This is a genomic window from Novosphingobium aeonii, from assembly GCF_052279045.1.
GTDB lineage: Bacteria > Pseudomonadota > Alphaproteobacteria > Sphingomonadales > Sphingomonadaceae > Novosphingobium.
Genome location: NZ_CP176833.1, coordinates 1,364,091 through 1,386,965, shown reverse-complemented (window position 1 = coordinate 1,386,965; position 22,875 = coordinate 1,364,091). Strand labels below are relative to the sequence as shown.

The window sequence follows — 22,875 nt, the reverse complement described above, 5'->3', positions numbered from 1 at the left end:
GGGATGCGTATCACATTGCTGGCGGCAACTGCCGCGCTCGCGCTGGCCACACCGGGGGCTCACGCGGCCACCGCGGAGGACAAGGCTGCCGCCACGCTGCTCGGCGGGGCGAAATTCGCCAAGGCCAGGGCCTCGCTCGAGGCCGACTACCACAGGATCATCCAGGACATCATTACCCTGACCGAGATCGAAGCTCCGCCGTTCAAGGAGGACGCGCGCGGCGCCGCCTACATGGCGATGCTCAAGGCCGAGGGCCTGGCCGACGTGGAGCGTGACGAGGTCGGGAATGTCATGGGTCTGCGCAAGGGGACGGGTGGCGGTCCGCTGATCGTCGTCACCGCGCATCTCGATACCGTGTTCCCCGGCGGCACGAACGTGAAAGTGCGGCGCGAGGGCAATGGTCTTTACGCACCCGGTATCGGCGACGATACCTCCAGCCTGCCGGTCCTGCTCGCCTTCATTCGCGCGATGAAGCACGCCGACTACGCCACCAGGGCCGACATCCTGTTCATGGGCAACGTGGGCGAGGAAGGGCCCGGCGACCTGCGCGGATCGCGCTATCTGTTCCAGAAGGGCAAGTACAAGGACAGGATCAAGTACTTCATCTCGTTCGAGCCGGGCGAGCCCGGCCGTATCACCAATGCCGGCACCGGGTCGCGCCGCTACAAGGTGACGTTCAACGGTCCCGGCGGGCATTCGATGGGGGACTTCGGGATCGTCAGCCCAGCCTTCGCGATGGCCAATGCCATGGTCGCGTTCGGCAAGATCAAGGCGCCGGTGGAGCCCAAGACCGTCTACAACGTCGGCATCCTGGAGGGCGGCACTTCGGTCAACTCGATCCCCTTCGCCACCGCCATGACCATCGACATGCGATCCAACGGAAAACCTGAACTGGATGCGGAGGAAAAGCAGTTCCTGGCCTTGTTGCAGCCTGCAGTGGATGCGGAGAATGCCGCGCGCTCGGTTGCGAAGGGCAAGATATCCTATGACGCCAAGCTGATCGGGGACCGCCCGGTCGGTACCACCGCGCAGGACGCCCGGATCGTGAAGATCGCCGCTGCCGTCGCCCGGGGTTCGGGGGTGGAGCCGCGATACGGCGCCGGGTCAACGGACAGCAACATCCCGATGAGCATGGGGATCGAGGCGGTGACGCTCGGTTCCGGGTTCGAGACTTTCCGCGCCCACTCGCTGGAGGAGGGCATGAAGATGAACCCGCCCGAGGACCTGAAGAACATGGCGGACGGTCTGGCAACGGTCCTGGCCCTCGCCGAAGCACGCTGACCCATCCTGACGGGGCGGGCCTTTTCCAGAGGCCCGCCCCGGCTTTTTCCCTCATTCGCGCAGATTTCGAAACCCGCTCGGGCCGCGCTTCTCGAAGCGCCGCCGCCCCTTGCCTGCTCACCGATCCGGAGTAACGCCATGTCCCGTCGCAACCTGTTGCTTGCCGCCACGTGTCTTTCGCTCCCGCTCGTGCTTTCGGGGCCGGTTCTGGCTCAGGATGCGGCGCCGACGAGTGCTGCCGTCACCGCGCCCGAGAAAGTCGTGGGCGGAACGGTGGGCGCCGACTACTTCCTGGCCGACTACACCAGGATTTCCGCCTGGCTCATGCAGGTCGCCCGGGAAAGCGATCGCATCAAGCTTGTATCCATTGGCAAGACTGCCGAGGGGCGCGAGCAGTACATGGCGGTCGTCTCCGCGCCGGACAACATCCGCAACCTCGACAAGTACCGCCGCATCGCGCAGCAGCTGGCGCTGGCCAAGGGCCTTGACGACGAAGCGGCGAAGACGCTTGCCGCAGAGGGCAAGGCGATGGTGTGGATGGACGCCGGGCTCCACGCCAGCGAGATCGTCAACGCGCAGAGCCATGTCCAGATCATCCACGAGATGCTGACGCGCAACGATCCCGAGACGCTGCGCCTGCTGGGCGACGACATCATGCTGTTCGTCTTCGCCAACCCGGACGGGCTGGAACTCGTCGCCGACTGGTACATGGCCGATCCGCACAAGCTGACGACGGACTCGATTCCGGTGCTTTACCAGAAGTACATCGGCCACGATAACAACCGCGACAGCTTCGCCTCGACCCAGCCCGAGACGACCAACATGAACCGCGCCGGCTATCGCGAGTGGTTCCCGCAGATCCTCTACAACCAGCACCAGACAGGGCCGCTGGGCGCGGTGGTGTTCATTCCGCCGTTCCGCGATCCCTACAACTTCAACAACGAACCGCTCGTCATCAACCAGACCGACGTGGTCGGCCAGATGATGCATGCGCGGTTGGTGGCGAAGGGCATGGGCGGTTCGGCGATGCGTTCCGCCGCGCCCTATTCGACCTGGTTCAACGGCGGCATCCGCACCATCGGCTACTTCCACAACCAGATCGGCATCCTGACCGAGATCATCGGCAATCCCACCCCGATGAAGATCCCGCTGGTTCCCGAAAACCAGTTGCCAAGGCAGGACGAGGTTCTGCCGATCGCCCCGCAGGACTGGCACTTCCAGCAATCGCTGGACTACGTGAAGGAGATGGACCGGGCGATACTCGACTATGCCTCGCGCTATCGGGAAACGATCCAGTACAACCGCTATGTCATGGGCCGGAACCAGATCGCCAAGGGCAGCACGGACAGTTGGGTCGTCACCCCCCGGCGGCTGGATGTAGTACGGGAAGCAGCCAGGACGATGCCGCCGCCGGGGGCGGACGAGATCGGCAGCTACGGCTGGGGCAATGAGAAGGTCGTGCCCGCCAGCCTTTACAAGACCGTGCTCAACGCCCCCGACAAACGCGCGCCGCGCGCCTACATCATACCGGCGGACCGGCAGCAGGACATGCCGACGACGGTGCGTTTCCTCAATGCGCTCATCAAGACCGGGATCGAGGTGCAGCAGGCGCCGTCCGCCTTCACCTTCGAGGGCAGGAGCTATCCTGCGGGCAGCTATGTCGTGCGCAGCGATCAGGCGTTCCGTCCGCACGTGCTCGACATGTTCGAGCCGCAGGACCATCCGCAGGACTTCGCCTATGCCGGCGGCCCGCCGATCAAGCCCTATGACATCACCGGCTATACCCTGGCCCTGCAGATGAACGTCGCGTTCGACCGCGTGCTCGATGCGCCGCCGCCCGCGTTCCCGCTCGTGCCGGAAGAGATCGCCGCACCGCCACCGGGCCGGGTGCTGGGCTCGGGCGGGGCGGGCTGGATCGTCGATCACGGGGTGAACAACAGCTTCACGCTCACCAATCGCCTGCTGAAGGCAGGGTTGCCGGTGTTCTGGATGAAGGAGGGCCTGAGCGTGGACGGGCAGACGCTCGCCCCGGGTGCCTTGTGGATTCCCGCATCGGCCGGCGCGAAGGCCATCGTCTCCGCCGCTGTCGCCCCGCTCGGGCTCGATGCCCATGCCGTCGCGGCCAGGCCAGGGGGAGAGGCGGTTGCGATCAGGCCGGTGAAGATCGGGCTCGTCGATATATACGGCGGCTCGATGGCCTCGGGCTGGACGCGCTGGATTTTCGAGCAGTACGAATTCCCTTACGAGCTGGTCTACCCACAGGCGCTCGACAAGGGTGGGCTGAAAGCGAAATACGATGTGCTCGTCTTCCAGAGCGACGTGCTCGGCCGGGAGGAAGGCCCCGTGCGCCCGCAGCCCGATGCCGAAACCATCCCGACAGCCTATCGCAAGATGCTCGGCACGATCACGCCGGAGAAGACCTTCCCGCAAGTCGCCACTTTCGCAAGGGCGGGCGGAACCGTCATCGCGGTAGGCAATGCCACGCGCATGGGCGAGCAGATCGGCGTTCCCGTCACGAACCTGCTTGCCCCGCGCGGGAGCGACGGCAAGCCGAAGAGGGTGTCCGCCAATACGTTCTACGTCCCGGGATCGATCCTGAGCGCGCAAGTCGACAGCGGCGATCCTCTGGCCTTCGGTGTCGCGCCCACGGTCAACCTCTTCTATAACAACAACCCGGTGTTCCGCGCCGACGGGCCCGCCGTGCGCAAGGTGAGCTGGTTCGACAAGGACGACCCGCTCGTTTCCGGCTGGGCCTGGGGCCAGAAGCTGCTCAACGGCGGGGCGGGCATCGTCGAGGCCGGGCTCGGCAAGGGGCGGGTCTTCCTGATGGGCCCGGAAGTGACCCAGCGAGGCCAGCCTTTCGCAACCTTCAAGTTCCTGTTCAATGGCGTGCTGCTGTCGGGCAGCGATGCTGGGCCGGTTCCGGGGAACTGACCCCGGCCGCGCAGTTCATGCGGATTTGCGGCTTGCGGGCTTCGCTTGTGCCATCGGTTTGCGCTATGGCGGGCGAGGTTTGGAGAATATGATGAACAGTCCGTCGAAGGCATGGGATGGCGAACAGGTCCGCAAATGGCTGGAGCGCCGGTTCGAGGCTTCGAAGCTGGATCAGGCTGCGGCGGACAGGCGCGGCTACGAGGCGCAGGACGACTATGACAAGGCTGCTGCCGAGGAATGGGTCTGCCGTGCCCTGAAGGGGGCGGATTGCACGAACGAGCAGGCCGCGTTTGCGCTGCGTCTGAAGGAACTGATCGCTCAGGACGAGTACCGGGTCACTGGCATCTACGACGATGCCCGGTTCGAGCGGCATGTTCGCGGGCAACTGCGAAAGCTGGCCAGGATGACCAAGGCCAACGAGGGTTTCGAGAAGACCCTGCGCTATCAGTGATCGCTGCCCAGGGGGATGAAAAACCTGCTGCACCGCTCAGGAAAAATTCTATGATATCAACGAGATATAGAAGAACACCGGCACCCGGGACGTGATCCGGGGCACGGCTCCACGCCGACCCCGCGATGGCCCATATTGCCATTCAGGTATCGCCGGTCCTCAGGAAACGGCATGACCATCCGGCAATGGCGGGCCGCGCGGCGCTAGCCGTGCATCAGGGCTTCGAGTTCCTGTGGCGATTCCAGTACCGAGCCTTGGCCGAAGTGGTGCCGCCAAAGCCGGGCTCCCAGCGCGGCGGACCGGTCCAGCGAGGATCCGACCGTCAGCCACTTCAGCATCGTGGGATGCAGGCCGGCGTCGAACAACATGAAGCCCGCGGCAAGGCAGCAGGTATCCGCCTGGATGCCGCACACCAGCACGCGCTCGACCCCTTCGTCTTTCAGATGGCGGATCAGTTCCGGCGGCGGCGAGTAGCCGTGCTTTGCGAATAGTCTGCCGGTTTCGACCAGCGATTGATCATCGGGCGCCGGTTTCCATCCCAACTGTTTCCAGAACGGCGTGACGGTTTCGTCATGCCGCTCGACCGTCGCCACGGAGCGCATGGTGCGCGCGAGTTGCGCTGCGCCTTCGACCAGCCATTGGGGCGGGTTGAAGCTTGGCTGTATGTCGATGACGAGAAGGGCCTGTTCCATGAACCGGATTAACGGGCGCCGCGCAAAAAAGCTACCCTAGTTCCCGTCGGCGTCGACCACGAAGACCATCGGTTTTCCTCGGGATTCCGGCTCCCATCCGGCCATCAGGGCAGCGCGGATTCCCCGTGTGACGATCGCGTCGCTGATCTGGAGACGACCCCGTTGCAGGCCTTTGAGAAGGCGCTTCGGCGGCGGGAATTCCAGCAGTGCGCCGCGCTGGGTGTTCTTCTGTAGCAGGGACACGGTCATGCCCCTCCAGCCGTCGAAATCGCTCCACTGCGGCTCGCGTCGGAGTTCCCAGTCATATTGAAGCCCGTCAACGATGACCGAACCGGCAAGCCTGTTGTTGTGAAGCATTTCGAGGCCTCTAGCATGGTTACGGCCGAACACCATCACGCTAATCGGGCGAAGCGGAACTCGTCCACGCCGCCGAGGTCGTAAGCCTAGAATGCGCGGGTCATTCCGATCCTGATCGTGCGGGGGCGCAGCGGCGTGATCTGGTCTCGTTGCCCGACGCCGAACGGGTTGCCATAACTGAAGGTGTTGCCGTGCGAATCCGTGACATTGGCGATCGTCAGCGACAGGCCCAGCCTGTCGTGGTCAAGGCGTGCGGCAAGGTCGCCGGCCAGATAATCGCCCTGGGGAATGTCGAGGTAGGAGCCGACGCCAAGCCGCGAGGGGCCGACATAGCGGAACGCCGCTTCCAGCCTTAGCCCGGTCCGCGATGCCCAGGTCGTTTCCCATGAGGCCGAGATACGGCCGCCCCGGCTGGGCACATTGGGGAGCGAGGCCTGCGCGTCGATACCGTTTGTGGCGAACCCGCCGGCCGGTTCGCGCAGGCGGCTTCGGTTCAGGAAGGCGGAGGCGGTCAGGGTGATCGAGGAAACCGGCCGAACCGCCAGTTCGACATCGAGCCCGTGCACCAGGCCCCTGCCGATGTTCGTCGTGTAGGGGATCGCATATGGCCCCACGAGATCCGCCTGGATGTTGTGCCAGTCAACGGAAAACAGGGTGGCTTCCAGACGCAAGGGGCTGCCGTCGTATTGGCCCCACCGGAACCCGAGTTCGAACATCCTGAGATCGTCGGGAAGATACCTCTTCGTCAGCACGGCATCGTCGGTGCCGTTGTTCTGCAATGTGAAGCCGAAGCCCCCGGGGCGATATCCGTGGCGATAATCGGCGAATATCGAAAGTGCCGGACCGGCCTCCCACACCAGCCCCAGCGTGCCCGAGAACCTTTGCGTCGTGCCGGTGCTGCCGCCTATTTCCCCGGCCTCAGGCTCGACGTTGATACCCCTGCGGCTGCTGCGTGCGATCGTCAGCCGCGAGCCCGCGGTTGCCGTGAGCGAAGGCAGCAGGGGATACGAGGCTTGTGCGAAGATCGCGCCTTCGAACTGGTCGTCCTGCAGCCCGGCGCTCCGGTCCCAGCTATCCGCGCCGCCGATGGCCAGTGACCGGCGGTTCGCGCTCCGCGTCATCGCCAGGCCCGCGATCCAGGGAGAACGGGAACCGCCCCCGGCAAGGCGTGTCTCGTGGGAGATCAGCGTTACCTGCTGCTCCTCGCCCAGCCGTGTCACCGCAGGCGCGCCGACATAGCCCGTCGCATCGAAAACGGTCGAGAGGTCCTGCCGCGCCAGCGAAGTCACCGTGGTCAGTTCGGCATTGCCGACCGGGCGGCGTGCGGTGACGAACAGCAGGCGGTAATTGTTCCGGAACGGCTGGGGCACCGATCCCGAGCGGGTGAACGGCGGGTCCTGCCGGAGCACGTATTGCCCGTCGCCGCTTTTGAAGTTCTGGAACACGTTGCCGACCTCGATGGTCCATGCCCCGACGTTCTCGAAGCGTGCGGTGAGCCGTTGCCCGTAGCTGGCGGTGTCGTTGATATTGTTCCGGCCCTGTGCCGGCGCATCGATATAGCCGCCGGCGCGCCCCGCGAATACCACCCAGCGCACCGCCGCATGGTCGTTCAGCGGGACATTGATCATCCCGGCCGCATCGGTGCTGGCCGCGCCGTGCCGGGTGGCGCCTATCCCCATGCTCGCGCTGCCGTAAAGGTCGGCCATGTCGGGGGCGTTCGGAACGAGGCGGAGGATGCCGCCCAGCGCGCTTGGCCCGTAAAGCGTGCCCTGCGGGCCGACGAGCACCTCGAACTTCTGCATGTCGTAGAGGTTGAGGTCGGGGTCGGGGCCATTGTAGGTCAGCCGCACGTCGCCAAGGTATTCGCCCGTCGTCGCCTGGGTCGGGCCGCTGAAGCTGCTGTCGGCGATTCCGCGAATGAACAGCTTGTTTCGCCCGTTGCCGAGGTTGGTCGAACCGAGCAGCGGGGTCATCCGGGTGATCGCGGAACTGCCGTCGGCCGCCTGTGAGGAGAACCAGCCGCCGTCTATCCGTACGACCTTCACCGATCCGGGGTAGGTGCCAAGCGACATGCCCTGTTTGCTGGCGGTGACGAGGATGTCTTGCGGCGGCTCCGGGTCGTCGTTTCCGGCAGGTTCGGGTGCGACCGGTGAGGCGGGCGGCTTGGCCGCTTCGGGCATCCTGCCTTTCGTGATCCGCACGGTCCGGGGGGCGATGAACACGGCCTCGCCGCCGGTTCCCCGCAGGGCCCGCCTGAGCGCGGCAGGCAGGGGCAGGCTGGCGTCCACACCCGGCGAGCGGACGCGGGCAAGGTCGCGATCGGCGAGGATCACCGTCGCCCCGGCCTGCTGCCCCAGCGCGGCCATCACATCTTCCAATGGTCCTGCCGGAACCCGGAAAGTCTCGGCCTTGCCCGGGGCCGGGGCGGCTGCGGCAAGGAGGGCCGCCGCAAGGTGAATGCGGCGGCTTCTAGCGTCGATCATCGCCCCTGGGTTTCATTACCTTGCCGTTTCCTTCGGGCACGGCGACGACATCGAGCGCCGTCATGAGATCGCCGAGCTGCGAAGGATCGCCGCGCCGCACGGCGATGGTGCCGAAATAGGGGCGCGACGCGACCGAGGCATCGGCCCGGATCTTCACCCCCAGCGCACGGGAAAGATCGCTGGCGATAAGCGAGAGCGGGGCGCCGGAATAGGTCAGCTGCCCCTTTCGCCAGGTACCGATCACGGCGCTGTCGGCCGGGGATACGGTGATTTTCCCTTGTCCGCCAGTCGCTTCGAGGGCTTCCCCGGCGCCGAGAGCCGTCTGCGCCGAACCGGGATCGTAGACGACCTTGCCTTCCGCCACCGCCACCCGGATCGCATCTTTTTCGTAGGCGACGTTGAACACCGTCCCCGCGTCCTCGACGATCTTGCCGCCCACTTCCAGCCGGAACGGACGGGCAGGATCGTGGCGAACCTCGAAAAGGGCTTCGCCCGAGGCCAGGGCCGCAAAGCGGGCATCCTTCCTGTCGAACGTCATCCGGCTGTCGCCATTGAGCGTGACGCGCGTGCCCGCATCCAGCGTGACGACCCGGATTTCGCCAGGCCGGGAATAGACGTCGTACCGGTCCGAGGTCAGCCGCGGCGCCATGGCCAGGGCGAGTGCCAGGGCTACGGCGATGGCGCCGCCCACCAGCCATCGGCGGCGCGAGGGAGAGGCAACGGGCGGCTCGTCGTCGTCGTTCGCCGCTTCCCGGAAATCGACGTCGCCTATCACCGGATCGAGGTCCAGATCGATATCCTCGATCCGGTGAAACGCGGCGACATGGGCCGGGTCTTCGGCAAGCCAGGCTTCGAACGCGAACCAATCGTCGTCGCCGCCATCCTTCAGACGGACGAACCATGCGATCGCCTTGTGCCGAACCGTTTCGTCCATCTCACTTTCCACGAAGGGTCTCCTCGTTCCTGAGATGCCGTGACCCTGCCGCCGCCTCATCCATGCGGCGTCTTTTTGCGGCGATGGCTTCATAGGCGCGCGCCAGATGCTTCTCGACGGCGCTGACGCTGATCCCGGTTTCGGCCGCGATATGGCGTTGGGGGACGCCATCTATGCGAAAGCGGCGGAAGATCGTCCGCGTGCGTTCGGGCAGGCGGTCCAGCGTTGCCTGGAGCATGGCCAGTTGTTCGCGGGCGATCATCCTGGTCTCGACCGAGGGCGTCTCGTCGATCTCGGGCGGATCGCCGGTATTCGCGCCGACCCATGCCTCGTCCCGGCGCGCCCTGCGGCCGGCGCTGCGCCGATGCAGGATGAAGTGGTTCTGGACCATCCTGTAGAGGTAGGCCCTGGGCTGTTCCACGCCGTCAGGTTGCCGGTCGGATATCTTGAGGCTTATGTCCTGAAGGATATCCTCCGCCTCGTCGGGCGTGGCCCCCTGGATCGCAAGATGACGCATCAGGGCGGCCCGCAAGGCCAGAAAGGCCTCGATCAGACCGTTGTTTTCCATGATGTTGTGGGTCGTTCCCGGAGGCTCAATGGCGACGAGCCTAGCGCCGCGCAGATTGCCCCACAACCGTTTTCCAATCATCCCGTAATGCGTGCAGGGGCCATGCCCTCGCCGGGGAAGGAACTTTCCGGTGAGGAATGCCAAGGGCGCGGCATCTAAGTCAGGGGACCGCCGAAACGGCGCGCCCGAACACGTTTGTCGCAAGTTCATGATGGAAGTCTCTGATGATTCTGGAAATCCGTTCACTCGGCCTGGCCGCCGGCCTTTCCGCGGCCCTGTCGGCCGTGCCCGCGCTGGCGCAGGATAACGAAAGCCCGCCGCCCTACAGTGCCGATCACATCATCGTCGGGATGGGCGCTGCCGTGGTGCCGGTCTATCAGGGGGCCGACAAGTACCGCGTGCTGCCGCTGCCCGCTCTCGACATCGCCTCCGGCCGCTTCTTCGCGAACCTCAGGGACGGGATCGGCGCCACGGCGATCGAAACGCGGGACGTCAGCATCGGGGCCAGCATCGCGATGATGCCCGGCTATCGGCGGCGCGATGTGCCGGAGGGCGTGCGCGGGGTGGATTACGGCGCGGGGGCGAGGATCTTCGCCAGGGTCAGGGCAGGCGGTTTCGTCGCCACGCTGGGCGGAACCCAGGGTTTCGTGGGCGGCACTCGCGGCGTCGTTGCCGATGCCAGCCTGGCCTATCCCGTGAACCTGTCCCGGCGGGTGGCCGTGATCCCGGCAGTCGTCACCACCTGGGGCGATCGCAAGCACAACGACCGCTATTTCGGCATCACCGAGCGTGAGTCCCAGGCTTCCGGGGTCGAGGCCTATCGCGCCGGCAGCGGTTTCAAGGATGCCGCCGCGACGGTCACCGTGATTTATCGATTGACCGATCGCATTGCCGCCAGCGCTTCGGGCGGGCTCGTCACGCTGCTGGGTGACGCGAAGGACAGCCCGCTGGTGGCGCATCGAACCCAGCCGTCCGGCTTCTTCTCTCTGACCTATCGTTTCGGCCGGAATTGAACCCCGTCCGCTCCCCGGCTCGCGGGAAAAGTCGGGGGGTATGGATTTTTCCGTGAGGATGAAGCTCTCCGGCGGTGTCTTTGGGGTGAAGGTGCATGAGCACGTCAGCGATAGTCCGAGGCCTTGCTCCCCGCTCCACCCCCGAGCCTTCCGGGTCGCAGCGGACCAAGGTCCGCCCGGAAGGTCTGGACGGTTCGCAACGGAGAGGGCCGTGCTCGCGCGGCCCGCTCGTGCACCTTCACCCCGGCGCTTCGATTTTCAGGATTATGCGATGAACCGATTCAAGATCCTTTCGTGCGCCGCCATGCTCGGACTGGGTTTCGCAGCGCCCGGCGCGCAGGCGCAGGGCTGGAACCCGCAGGATGATGCCCGGCACGGCCGCACGGAGAACCTCGATCGCGGTTGGCACGGCGATCGCCGCGACTGGGAGCCGTCCAGGGCCTATGCCCCGGTGAAGACCGGCGAACGCCGCCTCTCGCGCCGCGATACCGTGTTCAGGGGCCGTGACGGCCGCGCCTACTGCCGCCGCAGTGATGGCACTACGGGTCTGGTCGTGGGCGCCGTGGGCGGTGCGATCCTCGCCAAGCTGGCCGGCGGCCGGACGCTTGAATCGCTGGCCGCTGCGGGCGGCGGTGCATTGCTGGGCAGGGAGCTGGACCGCGGCAATGTGACGTGCCGCTAGGAAAACGGGTCACATGCCGAGTTCGGCAAGGCTCATGTGTTCATCCGGCCGCCTGCCGAGCGGCCAGCGGAACCGGCGGTCGGCCTCGGAGATCGGAGCGTCGTTGATGCAGGCGAAGCGCTTTTGCATCAGCCCGCCTTCGCCGAACTCCCAATTCTCGTTGCCGTAGGACCGAAACCAGTTGCCGCTGTCGTCATGCCATTCATAGGCGAAGCGCACGGCGATGCGATTATCGCGAAAGGCCCATAGTTCCTTGATGAGCCGATAGTCGAGCTCACGCTGCCACTTGCGGGCCAGGAACGCGACAATGGCCGCGCGGCCGTTCACGAATTCGGCGCGATTGCGCCACACGCTGTCGGGCGTATAAGCCAGCGCGACCTTGCCGGGGTCACGGCTGTTCCAGCCGTCTTCGGCAAGGCGTACCTTTTCTGTCGCGGTTTCGAGCGTGAAAGGCGGCAGCGGCGGGCGGGGTTGTGCGAGGGTATCGTCCATTATGCTTCTCCTTGCTCTTCGAGCCTGCCGCGCAGGGCGGCATTCTCCGCTTCCAGCTCGGCCATGCGCTCATGCAGCGGCCTCAGCGCCTGTTCGATTTCCTGTTCGGTAAAGCGCGGGGTGATGTGCTGCGGGCAATTCCAGTCGAACGCTTCCAGCCGCAGCCGGAAAATCCGTTCCGGCCGCGCCTTGTAGCCGGGGTCCAGCACGAGATCGGTCAGCGCCGCATCCGCGTCAAGCGACAGCTTTTCGACGTGCGCGTAGATCTTGAGTCTCATGCGCCTGGGGTAGTCCATCAGGATCAGGCAGGCCCGGTCGTTCGCGGCGAGATTGCCCGTGCTGATATACTGGCGGTTGCCGCGATAGTCGGCGAATGCCAGCGTCCGTTCGTCCACCATCTTGAGGAACCCGGCGGGGCCGCCGCGATGCTGGACATAGGGCCAGCCGTCTTCCGACACCGATCCCATGTAGAAGCTGTCGCGCGCGGCGATGAAGGCGGCCTCGTTCCTGGTGAAGCGGTCGAATTCGCGGTCGCCTTCGAAGTGGGCCCACTGCCGGTCGGCACCCATTTCCGCCTGGGCCGCGCGGACGCTGGGCGTCATGGCTATATCCAGAAATCCGTAAGACATGATGTGTCTCCGATGTGAGGGCGGTCAGCGGGGCGCAACCTTGCGGTCGAGGAAGTTGCGGATGAGCGGGGCCATCTCGTCCAGCTTGTCCTCGAGAGCGAAATGCCCGGTGTCGAAAAGGTGGAGTTCCGCCTCGGGCAGATCGCGCAAGTAGGGATGGGCGCCCGGCTCGGGGAAGATCGTGTCGTTCTTGCCCCAGACGATCAGCGTCGGCGGCTTGCGCTCGCGGAAGAACTGCTGGAACTGCGGATAGAGCGGCACATTGGTGCGATAGTCGTAGAACAGGTCGAGCTGGATATCCTTGTTGCCCGGGCGGTCGAGCAGGGCCTGGTCGTGCACCCAGTTGTCCGGGCTGATGCGCGACAGGTCGCTGACGCCGTCGGTGTACTGGAATATGGTCGCTTTCTGCGTCACCAGCCAGGCCTGCGCTGCGCGGTCCTTGGCCGATCCGCTCTTCCAATAGGCCTTGATCGGGTCCCAGAAGGCGCCGAGCCCTTCGTCATAGGCATTGCCGTTCTGGATGATCAGCCCGCTGACCCGCTCGGGATGCTTGATCGCCAGCCGGTAGCCGACCGGCGCGCCATAATCCATGACGTACATGGCATAGCGCTGCGCACCGAGCTGCCCCATCAGCGCATCCACCATCTCGGCGTAATGGCCGAAGCTGTAGGTGAACTGCTCGTGATCGGGCGCATCGCTCTGTCCGAAGCCGGGATAGTCAGGCGCGATCACATGGTAGCGATCGGCGAGCAGCGGGATGAGGTTGCGGAACATGTGCGAGCTGGTGGGGAAACCGTGCAGCAACAGCACGACCGGTCCATCGGCTGGACCGGCTTCCCGGTAGGCCATCTTCACCCCGTCGATGGTCGCCGAGCGGTAGTGGACGGTTGCAGGCGCGATGCTCGTCGCCGCGATATCCCGCGTGGGGGCAGCCATCGCGCTTGCCGGCGCGGCGATACCGGCAGTCGCCAGCATCAGGGAAAGGATCAGTCGCTTGGTCATGTCTTCCACCTTGTTCAGTGCCGCTGCGCGATCTGCGTCAGCCTCTGGTGGAAAATGTAATTGCTGCGATCACCCGCGTTAATTCGCTGGATTTGGAAGTAATTATTTCATTATTCGGAACAATCGGATCAGAGAAGAAGGCTGTTGCCGCGCAGTCTCTCGACTGCGAGATCGACGAAGGCCCGCACTTTGGCGGTGGCGTGTCGCCCTGCGGCATGAACGACGTGAACGGGGATCGGGCTTTCCAGATGGTCTTCGAGTACCGGTTGCAAACGGCCTGCCGCCAGTGCCGGAGCGACCTGGTAGGACAGCACGCGGGTAATTCCCCATCCCTGTTCTGCCGCCGAAATGGCGGCTTCGTTAGTGTTGCAGAGCAGGCGCGGGTGGACGGTGACACTCGTGCGGCTATCCGCACCGAAGTGCCATTCGGGGGATACCCAGGCACCGGTCGGCATGATGACCCGGTGATGCGCAAGATCGGCCGGGGAGCGGGGGACGCCATGCCTTTCGAAATAGGACGGGGCTCCGCAGATCGTCCGGCGGACCCAACCGACCCGCGTGGCGCTCAGGCCCGAGTCCGGAAGGTTGCCGATCCTGATCGCGACATCGATGCCTTCCTCCACGATGTTCACCGGGCGGTCCACGAACAGGGTCTGCCCGGTCACGCTTGGAAAGCGGTCGAGATATTCGAGCAGGATGGGCAGCACGTGCATCCGCCCGAACATGACCGGCCCGGTGACGATGAGCGCGCCCGTGGGATTGCCGTGCGAACCGGCGGCGGAGGCTTCGGCATCGGCAATGTCGGCAAGGATGCGGCGGCAGTCTTCGAAGTATCGCCGTCCTGCCTCGGTCATCTTTACCGAGCGTGTCGTCCGCGTGAGCAGCCTGACCCCGATCTGGTCTTCCAGGCTGGATATCGCCCGCGTGACCGCGGGTGGGCTGATGCGCAACTGCCGGGCGGCCTCCGCAAAGCTTTCTGCTTCCGCCACCCTGACGAAGATCTTCATGGCCTGCCAGCGGTCCAACCCATCCCCCCTTGGAAAAGAGCAGGACGTTGCGCGGAAATGGCCTTTACGGTCAATGCCGCGTGCAAGACTGGATAGGTGCGCCCCCCGGATATGCATGTCCGGTCGGCAACCTCTCCGTTGTCTAATACTGCTGGCGGATGATAAGGGGTAATTTCCAATTATGACAAAATGCGCCTAGATGGGCTTTTGAGCGGGAGCGATTTGGATGGCAGGCGGTCGTAGAAGCTTGGGCGCGGTAATCGCCGACTTGCGCACGCGGAATGGCTGGACTCTCAAGGAAATGAGCGAGCTTTGCGGCATTCCCGTTTCTACCCTGTCCAAGGTGGAGCACGACCGCCTCTCGCTGACTTACGACAAGCTCCAGCAATTGGGCGAGCGGCTGAACATCAGCATCGCAGACCTCTTCGCTGAGGGAGAAGGCGCGCCGGCAACGATCATGGGGCGTCGCAGCGTGGGAACGCTGGACCGGGCCGTGCGGGTCGATACGCCCAACTACGAATACTACTACCTCTGCACCGAACTGCGCCAGAAACGGATGGTCCCGGTGATCTCCCGCATCCATGCGCAGTCTCTTGGCGAATTCGGCCAATTGCTGCGACATTCGGGCGAGGAGTTCATCTTCGTCGTCGATGGTGCGATCACTGTCCACACCGAGTTCTACGAGCCGCTGGAACTGAAGGCGGGAGAATCGATCTATATCGATTCCGGCATGGGCCACGCCTATGTCTGCGCGCCGGGGCACAAGGAGACGACGATCGTCAGTGTCATGTCCAGCGCCGAGGAGGACTTGTCCAGCCTGATCCACGAGGCGCAGCGCAAAACGGCTTCCGGCGATGAAACGGCGCAGAAAAAGCGGGCCTCGCGCAAGGAATGAGCCGCCGGCTTGGGCCGTAAACTCATGAGCGGCGCTATTCGGGGCGTTGCTTCGGCACTTACAAAAAAGGCCTAAGTTGCGTCGATTGGCCTTGAAACATAGGCATATTCCAGCGCCCTCAGTTTATGCGCCGAGTTGGTGGTTGCAAGCCTCGATGGTACCGGCCGTATCGCTGGGGAACAGGAGACAGGCCGGGGGATGACGAGGGGGCGCCTGTCGATGTCCTGGGTCTATTCGGGACATACTCTCATGCATCCGTCCGGCCTCCCGTGCGGTGTTCCTCTGCGACGCGGCGAACGGCCGGGTCGAGCAGGCGAAGCAGCACTGCGGCGATCACGGCGATCACGGCGAGCAGGGCAAAGTAGGTGCCATGGCCCATGCGGCTCCACAGCGTTCCCACCAGACCTGCGCCAAGGCTGCCGGCGAAGATCGCGAGGTACCAAGCCGCCACGGTGGTCGCCCCGAGGCGCGGCGGGGCGAGGCGCGCGAACAGGCCGAGGCCGGTCGGCAGGATGAACAGTTCGCCCGCCGTGAACAGCGCGAAGAACAGCACCAGCCAAAGCCAGTCCGCCTTCCCGCTGCCCGCCTGCCAGGCAACGGCCGCGAGCAGGGCATAGGCCATGGCGACGATCAACGCGCCCTGCATCATGCGCCGTGCTGGCGCTGTGTCTCGGCCGTGCTCTGCCCGCCGCCGCCACATCGAGAGTAACGGCGGCGTCAGCATCATGACCAGCAGGGGATTGAGCGACTGGAACCATGTCATCGGAATGGTCAGGCTGCCGAGGCGACGGTCGATCCCGCTGTCGGCCCAGAGCGCAACGGTATTGCCTACCTGTTCGTAGGCGCCGCGAAATACGGTCACGCAAAGGCCCACGGCGGCCAGGACCAACCATGTGCGGCGATAGTCGGCCGGCCCGGTTACGGTCTCGCTCTCGTCTGCTCCGGCTTGCGGTGACCGCTCGGGCGGCAGGTGGCGCTGGCCTGCGAGGTAGATGAGCAGGCCCACGAACATACCGATCCCGGCCGCGCCGAAGCCGTAGTGCCAGCCGTAGATCTCGCCCAGCGTGCCGCAGATCAATGGCGCCAGAAAGCCGCCGATATTGATACCGAGGTAATAGACGTTGTAGGCCCAGCCGCGCCGGGGATCGCCGGGTGCATAGAGGTCGTTGATCTGGCTGGGCAGGCTGGGCAGGAACAGGCCGTTGCCCAGCGCGATCGTTGCCAGCGCCACGTAGAACAGCGGCTCGAACGCCATCATGAAATGCCCGGTCGCCATGATCGTGGCACCCAGCGTGACTGCGCGGCGCTTGCCCAGCCAGCGGTCCGCGATCATCCCGCCCACGATGGGTGTGAAATAGGCGCAGGCCGTATAGGCGCCGTAGACGAACGAGGCCTGCCCCTGGCTCAGCATGAGTTGCCGGGTCATGTAGTAGACCAGCAGTGCGCGCATGCCGAAGTAGGAGAACTGCTCCCACATGTTGGTGAGGAACAGGACGGTCAGCCCCGGCGGCTGGCCGAACCAGTTGCGCGTCGCCGCCGTGGGTGCAGGTTTTCCGTGCATGACCTTACCAGTCGGCGCCGAAGCTTATCAGGTGGATCGCCACGGCCAGCCAGAGAATGGTCAGCGCGGAAAGGAGGAGCAGCACGCTCCACGTTTTCGGGAACCAGCCCCGCTTCCCTTTCCACACGAGGAGCAGGTTCCAGGCGGTGAGCGCGGCAAAACCGAGGAACAGCGGTGCACCGACGATCTGGTTGAACAGGATCAGTGCACCGGGGGTGACGAGTTTGGTCACGCGGGCGATCACGAAGCCCCAGCTTCCGAGCAGAAGCGGAACCAGCCACGCACCGATTGCGACGGCCCGGCAGGCGATGAGGTCGCGGCCTGCCAGCGTCTGCTTTGCGCCATGGCGCTTGCGGGCGATGGCGCCGATCGGCCAGGCGAGGGCGGTGAGCAGGATGATCGCCAGCGCGGCGCCGGAAAGCGGCAGAAGCCATGCGCTGTCGCGATACCAGGGAACCAGGTCCCAGACCATGAACGGCGCGACCGGTTCGTAGAATACGCGCGTGACCTTGCCGTTTTCCACCCGCGCGGCAAAGCGTTCGCCGTCTTCGGCGGCCTGCCAGACGAAGGGGGCCACTTCGATCCAGTGGCGGGGCGCGCCGCCGATGGACTTGAACGCCGGGACCGAGAGCTTGCCGTCCCTGTCCGTGCCGACCCTGATCTGGGTTGCGAAGCCGATCATCGCGGCCCAGTTGTCCACCGGGGTGCGGGTCGTCGCATAAGTGCCTGCAACAAGTGCCGCGTCCTGTCGGGAGGTCGGGAGATCTCTGGGCGCCGGCGCGGGCGGTGCCGGGAAGTAGCGATCGGCGAATTGCCTGACCACGGCATTGCGGACAACCCCGGCCGCCGCGTCCTTGCCCATGGCGTTCAGGGAAACGAAGATGCCGACACGCTCTGTGGGAAACAGCACAAGGTTCGAATGGAACCATTGCAGGTCGCCGGCATGGGCGATGGCGCTGCGGCCGTTGATCTTCTGTTCGTAGAAGCCGAGCATCATGCGGTTGATGCCGGGCAGGGGTTCGTTGGCGGGCGAATGCATCAGTTTCGCCGTTGCGGGCCGGAGCAGGGGGCCGCCCTGATCGAGGTGTGCGATCATGAACTTCGCCATCTCGCCGCCGCTGATGGAGGCGGCGCCGGGCGGTGTCATCGATACGGTCTCGAACCGCTTGGGATCGCCCGATGCCAGGTCGTAGCCTGTCGCCATGAAGGGCTTGAGCGCGGCAGGCAGCGGTTCGCGGAACGTGGCGTACTTCATGCCGAGGCGCCGGAAGATGTTCTGCTCGATATAGTCTTCGAACGGCATTCCCGACACGCGCTGCACGATGTACCCGGCCAGCGCCGCGCCGTAGTTCGAGTAGGCAGGCGTCGATCCGGGAGCATAGACCCGGTGCGGCGTCCAGCGCTTGATGACGGTTTCGAGCGGCAGGATCGCATCGTCCGCGAGGATCTGGCCGCGCCCTGCCTCTTCGAAGCCCGAAGTGTGGGTCATCAGGTTGCGCAGGGTGATCGGCTTCCCTTCGAAGGGCGGAATCCTGAAGTCGAGATAGCGGTTGATGTCCGCGTCGAGATCCAGCCGTCCGGCTTCGACCTGCTGCATCACGGCGGTCCAGGTGTAGAGCTTTGACACGGAGCCGGGCCTGAACAGGGTTCTTGCCGGATCTACCGGCCTGCGCGAGGCGATGTCGGCAAAACCGAAGCCGCGCTGGGTCAGCACGGCGCCGTCTTTCACGACGACGACGACCGCGCCTGCCAGATCTCCCCGTGCGAGTGCATAGGGCATGAAACCGTCGAGCCAGGCGTCAGCGTCCGCTCGCGTGAGGACGTGCCCGCCATCGATGCGTGAGCCGCCGACGGGCGCCGTTTCGACCGGCGGCGCGACCCGCGCGGTTTCGGCCATGGTCACGCCGCCTGCAAGCGCGAGTGCGCCGGCGGCCAGATACTTCATCATTCGCACGATCTTGCGCCCCTTGGTTGTCGCTTCGTTGGCTCGCGCCCTGTTTCAGAAGTTCAGTCGCACTCCGCCGGAGAAATAGCGGCCGATCACGTCATAGTTGGGATTGCTGTATTGCGTTCTCGGCGGATCGCGGTCGAACAGGTTGTTTATGTTGCCGAAAAGCGTGAAGGTTCCGACCTTGAAGCGCAATCCGAGATCGACGTAGGCGCGGCTGGCGATCCGGTTGCCCAGAGGCAGTTCGCCGTTCGGGCCGGTGACATTGGTATATCGACCGCCGCTGACATAGCGCAGGCGAAGGTCGGCGCCGAAACGGTCGTCGTCATAGCCTGCCGATGTGGTCACGCGCCACTTCGGTGTCGAGAACGTGGTATCGCCTCCGACGATGCCGGCGCGATCGGTCACGGAGACGCCGTCGTCGATCAGTAGTTCCATGACATGGGTCGCGAGCGCGCGCAGGGTCACGCGGCCATCGCCCAGCGGCACCTGATAGGCGGCCTCCATGTCGAGGCCCTTGGTCCTGTATTGCGCGAGATTGCGGAAGCTGCGCTGTACCGATGCCAGGCTGCCATTGGCGTTGCGGGTGATCAGCCCGCCGCACAGGGCATCGTCAGGATGCTGCGCGGCGCAGAGATTGAGCACGTCCTGCGTCTGGAGGGTCACGATCACATCGTCGATCTTGATGTGATAATAATCCAGCGAGAGCCGCAGTCCCGGTGCGAAGCGGGGGGAATAGGAACCGCCCAGGGTCAGCGTGCGCGCGACTTCGGGCTGAAGGCTGGGATCGCCGCCGGTATAGCTGACGACGTTCTGCGCCACCGTGTTACCGTTGTAGGGATCGAGCGCGGAACTGATGTTGGTGGCCCGGTTCAGGTAGTACTCGCTGATGCTGGGCGAGCGGATATCGCGCGAATAGACCGCGCGCAGCAGCAGGTCGTTCATCAGCCGCAGCGTGCCGCCGGTCTTCCAGCTCCAGATTCCGCCGCTGGTGCTGTAGTCGGAATAGCGTGCCGCGCCGTTGACTTCGAGCCGGGCGGTTTCGGCCAGGTCGAGCAGCGGCACGTTGATCTCGCCGAAGAACTCCCGCACATCGAACCTGCCGTTCGTCGCGGCATAGTTCAGTGTCGAGAATGCGCCAGCCAGAGACAGGGCATCGGTTGAATTCGTGACGAATTTCTCCCAGCGGAAATCCGCCCCCAGCGCGATATCCACCGGGCCTGCCCAGGTCGAGAACGGCTGTCCGCCCAGGCTGACGCCCGCCGTATCGAGTTTCGTCGTGGTGATCTGCGAAGCGGCACCGAAGGCATAGGCGACGCCGGCCTCGGTGATCTTGCCGTTGCCGAGGATATCGATCGGCACGCAGGCTGCATCGTCGTTGGCGGTCGCAGAATCGGCATTGACCCGGCAGGTCGCGGTGCCGTTCACCAGAACCGCATCGATGGCCTTGGCGAAGTTCGCGGTAATGCGCTGGTTGGAAAGCGTCTGCGTGCTGCGCAGTTCGCCGTGGTCGTAATAGGCCCGGTAGCTCCATCCGTTGCCGAACTTTCCATCGAGACCTATCGCGCCTTCCAGGTTGCGGCGGGTATAGCCGAAAGTCAGCATGCGGTCCTTGCCGACGTCATCAAGGATGCGGCCGAGCACGAAGGGCGTGGATACGCCCGCGGCGGAGAGTTGCGCCCTGGCGGTGTCGGTGAGGAAGGCGTTGTCGGGCATCACCACCGAAACCGAGGTTTCCGGGAAGAAGGCGTAGTTCGCCGCCATCCGGTTGTAGCTGCCGTTGATCCAGACCGTCAGGTCGTCGGTCAGATCGTAGTTGGCGCGAGCGAAAAGGTTCGTTCGCTTGTAGGGCGCGCTGACGGCCATGTAGTCGTAGAGGCTCTGCCCGCCGCCGCCTGTCGTCTGCTGGCCGTAAGTCTCGCTGCCGAGCGGAAGTGGTCCGATCGAACCGTCAGGATTGAACACCAGGTTGTAGGGCGCCGCGGTGAGGCCCAGGATCGAACCGCCGCGGTTGAGCACAGTCAGGTTGACGTCGTTTGCAAGCACGAGCTGACCATCGGCGCGCTGGAACAGCCCGGCGTTGAGGTTGGGCCGCGAGGCGCGGTCGAACGCGCCCTTGCTCTCGAGATATTCACCGCCGACCATGACGTGCCCGCGCCCGCCCGCGAATTTCGTCCCCCAGGCAATGTCGCCGCCATAGCGGTAACCGTCCCCGCGCGAGGATATGCCCTGGTTCATGCCCATCTTCACGCCGGTCAGGTCGTCGTCGAGGATGAGGTTGACGACCCCGGCGACAGCGCCCGAACCCCATGCGGCCGAAGCGCCTCCGGTCACGACATCGACGCGCTTGACGAGGTTCTGCGGCACGCTGTTGAGGTCCGCGCTGCCGGTGAAGCGGTGGCCGTCCAGCAGTGTGAGCGTGCGGACCGGCCCCAGCCCGCGCAAGTCGGCGGGAGAGGCGGCGGACGTGGCGTTGGCGGTGGTCGTTTCCGGGGTCTGGGTCGGGCGGAATTGCGGAATGTCGTTGAGTGCCTGCGCCAGGCTGGGCCGGTCGCCCTGCCGCAGCTCCTCGGCGCTGAGCACGGTCGTGGGTGTGGGGGCATCGAAGCCCTGGCGCTGGATGCGCGAACCCGTGACGATGATATCCGACTGGCCGTCCTGTCGCGCTTCTTCCGCCCACGACGGCGATGCACCTGCCAGTCCCGCCAACGCGGTGCCGGCAAGCCAGATCAATTTTCCGGACCTCATGCTCAAACCCCCTTTTTGGACGTGTCGAAGGGTGCATCCGGCGAGCCGGTATGCGCGTGTCCGCCATTGTTTGATGTGCGCGACCGAACCCTTCGATTCACTGCATGGATATGAACACCTCATAAAGGACATTGCAATCCTAAATGAGACATAAATGTCATTTCAGAGAAATTGATGGCTCCAGAAGGGCGGCGTCATCGCACGCCGCCCCAGACGGCCTCGTCGCATCGGATCGTGCCGTCTTCGTAAATGGCGCCGGGCTGGCGGTCCTGCTTCAGGAACAGGGGGCCATCGAGATCGACCAGGTCGCAGAGTTGCCCCAGCAGGAAACCCGGCGCGGTTCCGAGGCTGGTACAGACCATGCAGCCGACCATGACGCCAAGCCCCGCCTCGCGCGCGGCGGCGGCCATCAGCAGGCCCTCTGTCAGGCCTCCGCACTTGTCCAGCTTGATGTTGATCACGTCGAACCTGCCTTTCAGCCCCGGCACATCCGCGAGGGTCAGCGCGCTTTCGTCCGCCGCGATCGGGATCGGCGAACGATACCCGTCGAGGTCTGCCTCTCGCCCGCGGGCGAGAGGCTGTTCGATCAGGGAGACCCGCGCCTCCACCATTGCCGCAACCAGCGCGTCCATGTCCCCGATGGAAAATCCCTGGTTTGCATCGACACCGAGCCAGACGTCAGGCCGCACCTCCCGGATCGCCCTGATCCGGGCGATATCGAGCGGCAACTCTCCGGTGAGCTTGACCTTGATGGCGCGCGCATGGGTATAGGCCTTTGCGCGCACGGCCATTTCCGCCGGTTCGTCGGCGCCTATGGTGAAGGTCGTCTGCAACGGAGCGGGCCTGGCAAGCCCGGCCAGCTGCCATGCAGGCATGCCCGATCGCTGTGCTTCCAGATCCCACAACGCAGCATCCACGGCATTGCGTGCGCCGCCTGCCGGCAGGATCGAGCGCAGCGCTTCGCGTCCGGGATGCGCCTCAATGGCTGCGCGCGCCTGTTCGAGTGCGGCCAGCATTTGCGGAATCTCGTCCCCCATATAGTAGACGCCGGTGGCCTCGCCCCGGCCTTGATGTCGGCCGTCGTCGAGAGTGATGACGATTACGTCGGCGCTGTCGATCTCGCGGCCGGAGATGCGGAAGGGTTCGGCGAGGCGGAGCGTTTCAACCGAAACGCCGAGCTTGAGGGGATGCATCAGAT

Annotated in this window: 19 protein-coding genes; 6 read left to right on the top strand and 13 right to left on the bottom strand. The window is 65.0% G+C overall.

Annotation, left to right across the window (positions count from 1 at the left end; translation table 11 throughout):
- Positions 1-3: 3 nt before the first annotated feature.
- The 3 genes from ACLIMP_RS21430 (at position 4) to ACLIMP_RS21420 (ending at position 4,666) form a co-directional block, all read left to right on the top strand.
- A complete protein-coding gene (locus ACLIMP_RS21430) occupies positions 4-1,281 on the top strand; it encodes a M20/M25/M40 family metallo-hydrolase (protein WP_443478293.1) in 1,278 nt (425 codons plus the stop codon).
- 138 nt (positions 1,282-1,419) lie between these two features.
- The gene (locus ACLIMP_RS21425; protein ID WP_443478292.1) at positions 1,420-4,215 is read left to right on the top strand and encodes a M14 family metallopeptidase; all 2,796 of its coding nucleotides are present in this window, start codon (positions 1,420-1,422) and stop codon (positions 4,213-4,215) included.
- Positions 4,216-4,306: 91 nt separating this feature from the next.
- Positions 4,307-4,666 (top strand): hypothetical protein, encoded by a 360-nt coding sequence (locus ACLIMP_RS21420; protein WP_443478291.1) that lies wholly within the window; start codon positions 4,307-4,309, stop codon positions 4,664-4,666.
- Positions 4,667-4,869: 203 nt separating this feature from the next.
- Here the strand turns inward: ACLIMP_RS21420 and ACLIMP_RS21415 are convergent, their stop codons facing one another.
- From ACLIMP_RS21415 to ACLIMP_RS21395, 5 genes are all read right to left on the bottom strand, one after another.
- Positions 4,870-5,358 carry a cysteine hydrolase family protein gene (locus ACLIMP_RS21415; protein ID WP_443478290.1) on the bottom strand — a complete coding sequence of 163 codons (489 nt, stop codon included), beginning with the start codon at positions 5,356-5,358 and terminating at the stop codon, positions 4,870-4,872.
- A 36-nt stretch (positions 5,359-5,394) separates the two neighbouring features.
- Entirely contained in the window at positions 5,395-5,715 is a 321-nt protein-coding gene (locus ACLIMP_RS21410) for a hypothetical protein (RefSeq protein ID WP_054435988.1), read from the bottom strand.
- 86 nt (positions 5,716-5,801) lie between these two features.
- Positions 5,802-8,198, bottom strand: coding sequence for a TonB-dependent receptor (locus ACLIMP_RS21405; RefSeq protein ID WP_443478289.1), 2,397 nt, complete (start codon positions 8,196-8,198; stop codon positions 5,802-5,804).
- Positions 8,185-9,132 carry a FecR family protein gene (locus tag ACLIMP_RS21400; protein ID WP_443478288.1) on the bottom strand — a complete coding sequence of 316 codons (948 nt, stop codon included), beginning with the start codon at positions 9,130-9,132 and terminating at the stop codon, positions 8,185-8,187. The genes ACLIMP_RS21405 and ACLIMP_RS21400 overlap by 14 nt, the downstream gene beginning before the upstream one ends.
- A 1-nt stretch (position 9,133) precedes the next feature.
- Positions 9,134-9,700, bottom strand: a complete 567-nt coding sequence (locus ACLIMP_RS21395) for an RNA polymerase sigma factor (protein WP_443478287.1) — start codon at positions 9,698-9,700, stop codon at positions 9,134-9,136.
- 224 nt (positions 9,701-9,924) lie between these two features.
- On the opposite strand from ACLIMP_RS21395, the gene ACLIMP_RS21390 reads away from it, so the two are divergent.
- Both ACLIMP_RS21390 and ACLIMP_RS21385 read left to right on the top strand, forming a co-directional pair.
- On the top strand, positions 9,925-10,713 hold the full coding sequence (locus ACLIMP_RS21390) for a MipA/OmpV family protein (RefSeq protein ID WP_443478286.1): 789 nt from the start codon (positions 9,925-9,927) through the stop codon (positions 10,711-10,713).
- Between the two features lie 271 nt (positions 10,714-10,984).
- Positions 10,985-11,395 carry a hypothetical protein gene (locus ACLIMP_RS21385; RefSeq protein WP_324699762.1) on the top strand — a complete coding sequence of 137 codons (411 nt, stop codon included), beginning with the start codon at positions 10,985-10,987 and terminating at the stop codon, positions 11,393-11,395.
- A 9-nt stretch (positions 11,396-11,404) separates the two neighbouring features.
- On the opposite strand, the gene ACLIMP_RS21380 is transcribed toward ACLIMP_RS21385, so the two are convergent.
- From ACLIMP_RS21380 to ACLIMP_RS21365, 4 genes are all read right to left on the bottom strand, one after another.
- Entirely contained in the window at positions 11,405-11,887 is a 483-nt protein-coding gene (locus tag ACLIMP_RS21380; RefSeq protein WP_443478285.1) for a nuclear transport factor 2 family protein, read from the bottom strand.
- Entirely contained in the window at positions 11,887-12,516 is a 630-nt protein-coding gene (locus ACLIMP_RS21375; RefSeq protein WP_054435979.1) for a pyridoxamine 5'-phosphate oxidase family protein, read from the bottom strand. Before ACLIMP_RS21375 ends, ACLIMP_RS21380 begins: the two co-directional genes overlap by 1 nt.
- Before the next feature lie 24 nt (positions 12,517-12,540).
- Positions 12,541-13,518 carry an alpha/beta fold hydrolase gene (locus ACLIMP_RS21370; RefSeq protein WP_324699759.1) on the bottom strand — a complete coding sequence of 326 codons (978 nt, stop codon included), beginning with the start codon at positions 13,516-13,518 and terminating at the stop codon, positions 12,541-12,543.
- A 128-nt stretch (positions 13,519-13,646) separates the two neighbouring features.
- Positions 13,647-14,543, bottom strand: a complete 897-nt coding sequence (locus ACLIMP_RS21365; RefSeq protein ID WP_443478284.1) for a LysR family transcriptional regulator — start codon at positions 14,541-14,543, stop codon at positions 13,647-13,649.
- 208 nt (positions 14,544-14,751) lie between these two features.
- Between ACLIMP_RS21365 and ACLIMP_RS21360 the strand changes: the two genes are divergently transcribed.
- Entirely contained in the window at positions 14,752-15,420 is a 669-nt protein-coding gene (locus tag ACLIMP_RS21360; RefSeq protein ID WP_054435981.1) for a helix-turn-helix domain-containing protein, read from the top strand.
- 247 nt (positions 15,421-15,667) lie between these two features.
- On the opposite strand, the gene ACLIMP_RS21355 is transcribed toward ACLIMP_RS21360, so the two are convergent.
- From ACLIMP_RS21355 to ACLIMP_RS21340, 4 genes are all read right to left on the bottom strand, one after another.
- Positions 15,668-16,981, bottom strand: coding sequence for a peptide MFS transporter (locus ACLIMP_RS21355; RefSeq protein ID WP_185999888.1), 1,314 nt, complete (start codon positions 16,979-16,981; stop codon positions 15,668-15,670).
- Positions 16,982-16,985: 4 nt separating this feature from the next.
- Complete coding sequence (locus tag ACLIMP_RS21350) at positions 16,986-18,929, bottom strand: serine hydrolase domain-containing protein (protein ID WP_443478283.1); 1,944 nt, start codon at positions 18,927-18,929, stop codon at positions 16,986-16,988.
- Positions 18,930-18,980: 51 nt separating this feature from the next.
- A complete protein-coding gene (locus ACLIMP_RS21345; RefSeq protein WP_324699756.1) occupies positions 18,981-21,677 on the bottom strand; it encodes a TonB-dependent receptor domain-containing protein in 2,697 nt (898 codons plus the stop codon).
- Between the two features lie 194 nt (positions 21,678-21,871).
- The gene (locus ACLIMP_RS21340) at positions 21,872-22,870 is read right to left on the bottom strand and encodes a dipeptide epimerase (RefSeq protein WP_132469209.1); all 999 of its coding nucleotides are present in this window, start codon (positions 22,868-22,870) and stop codon (positions 21,872-21,874) included.
- Positions 22,871-22,875 lie beyond the last annotated feature (5 nt).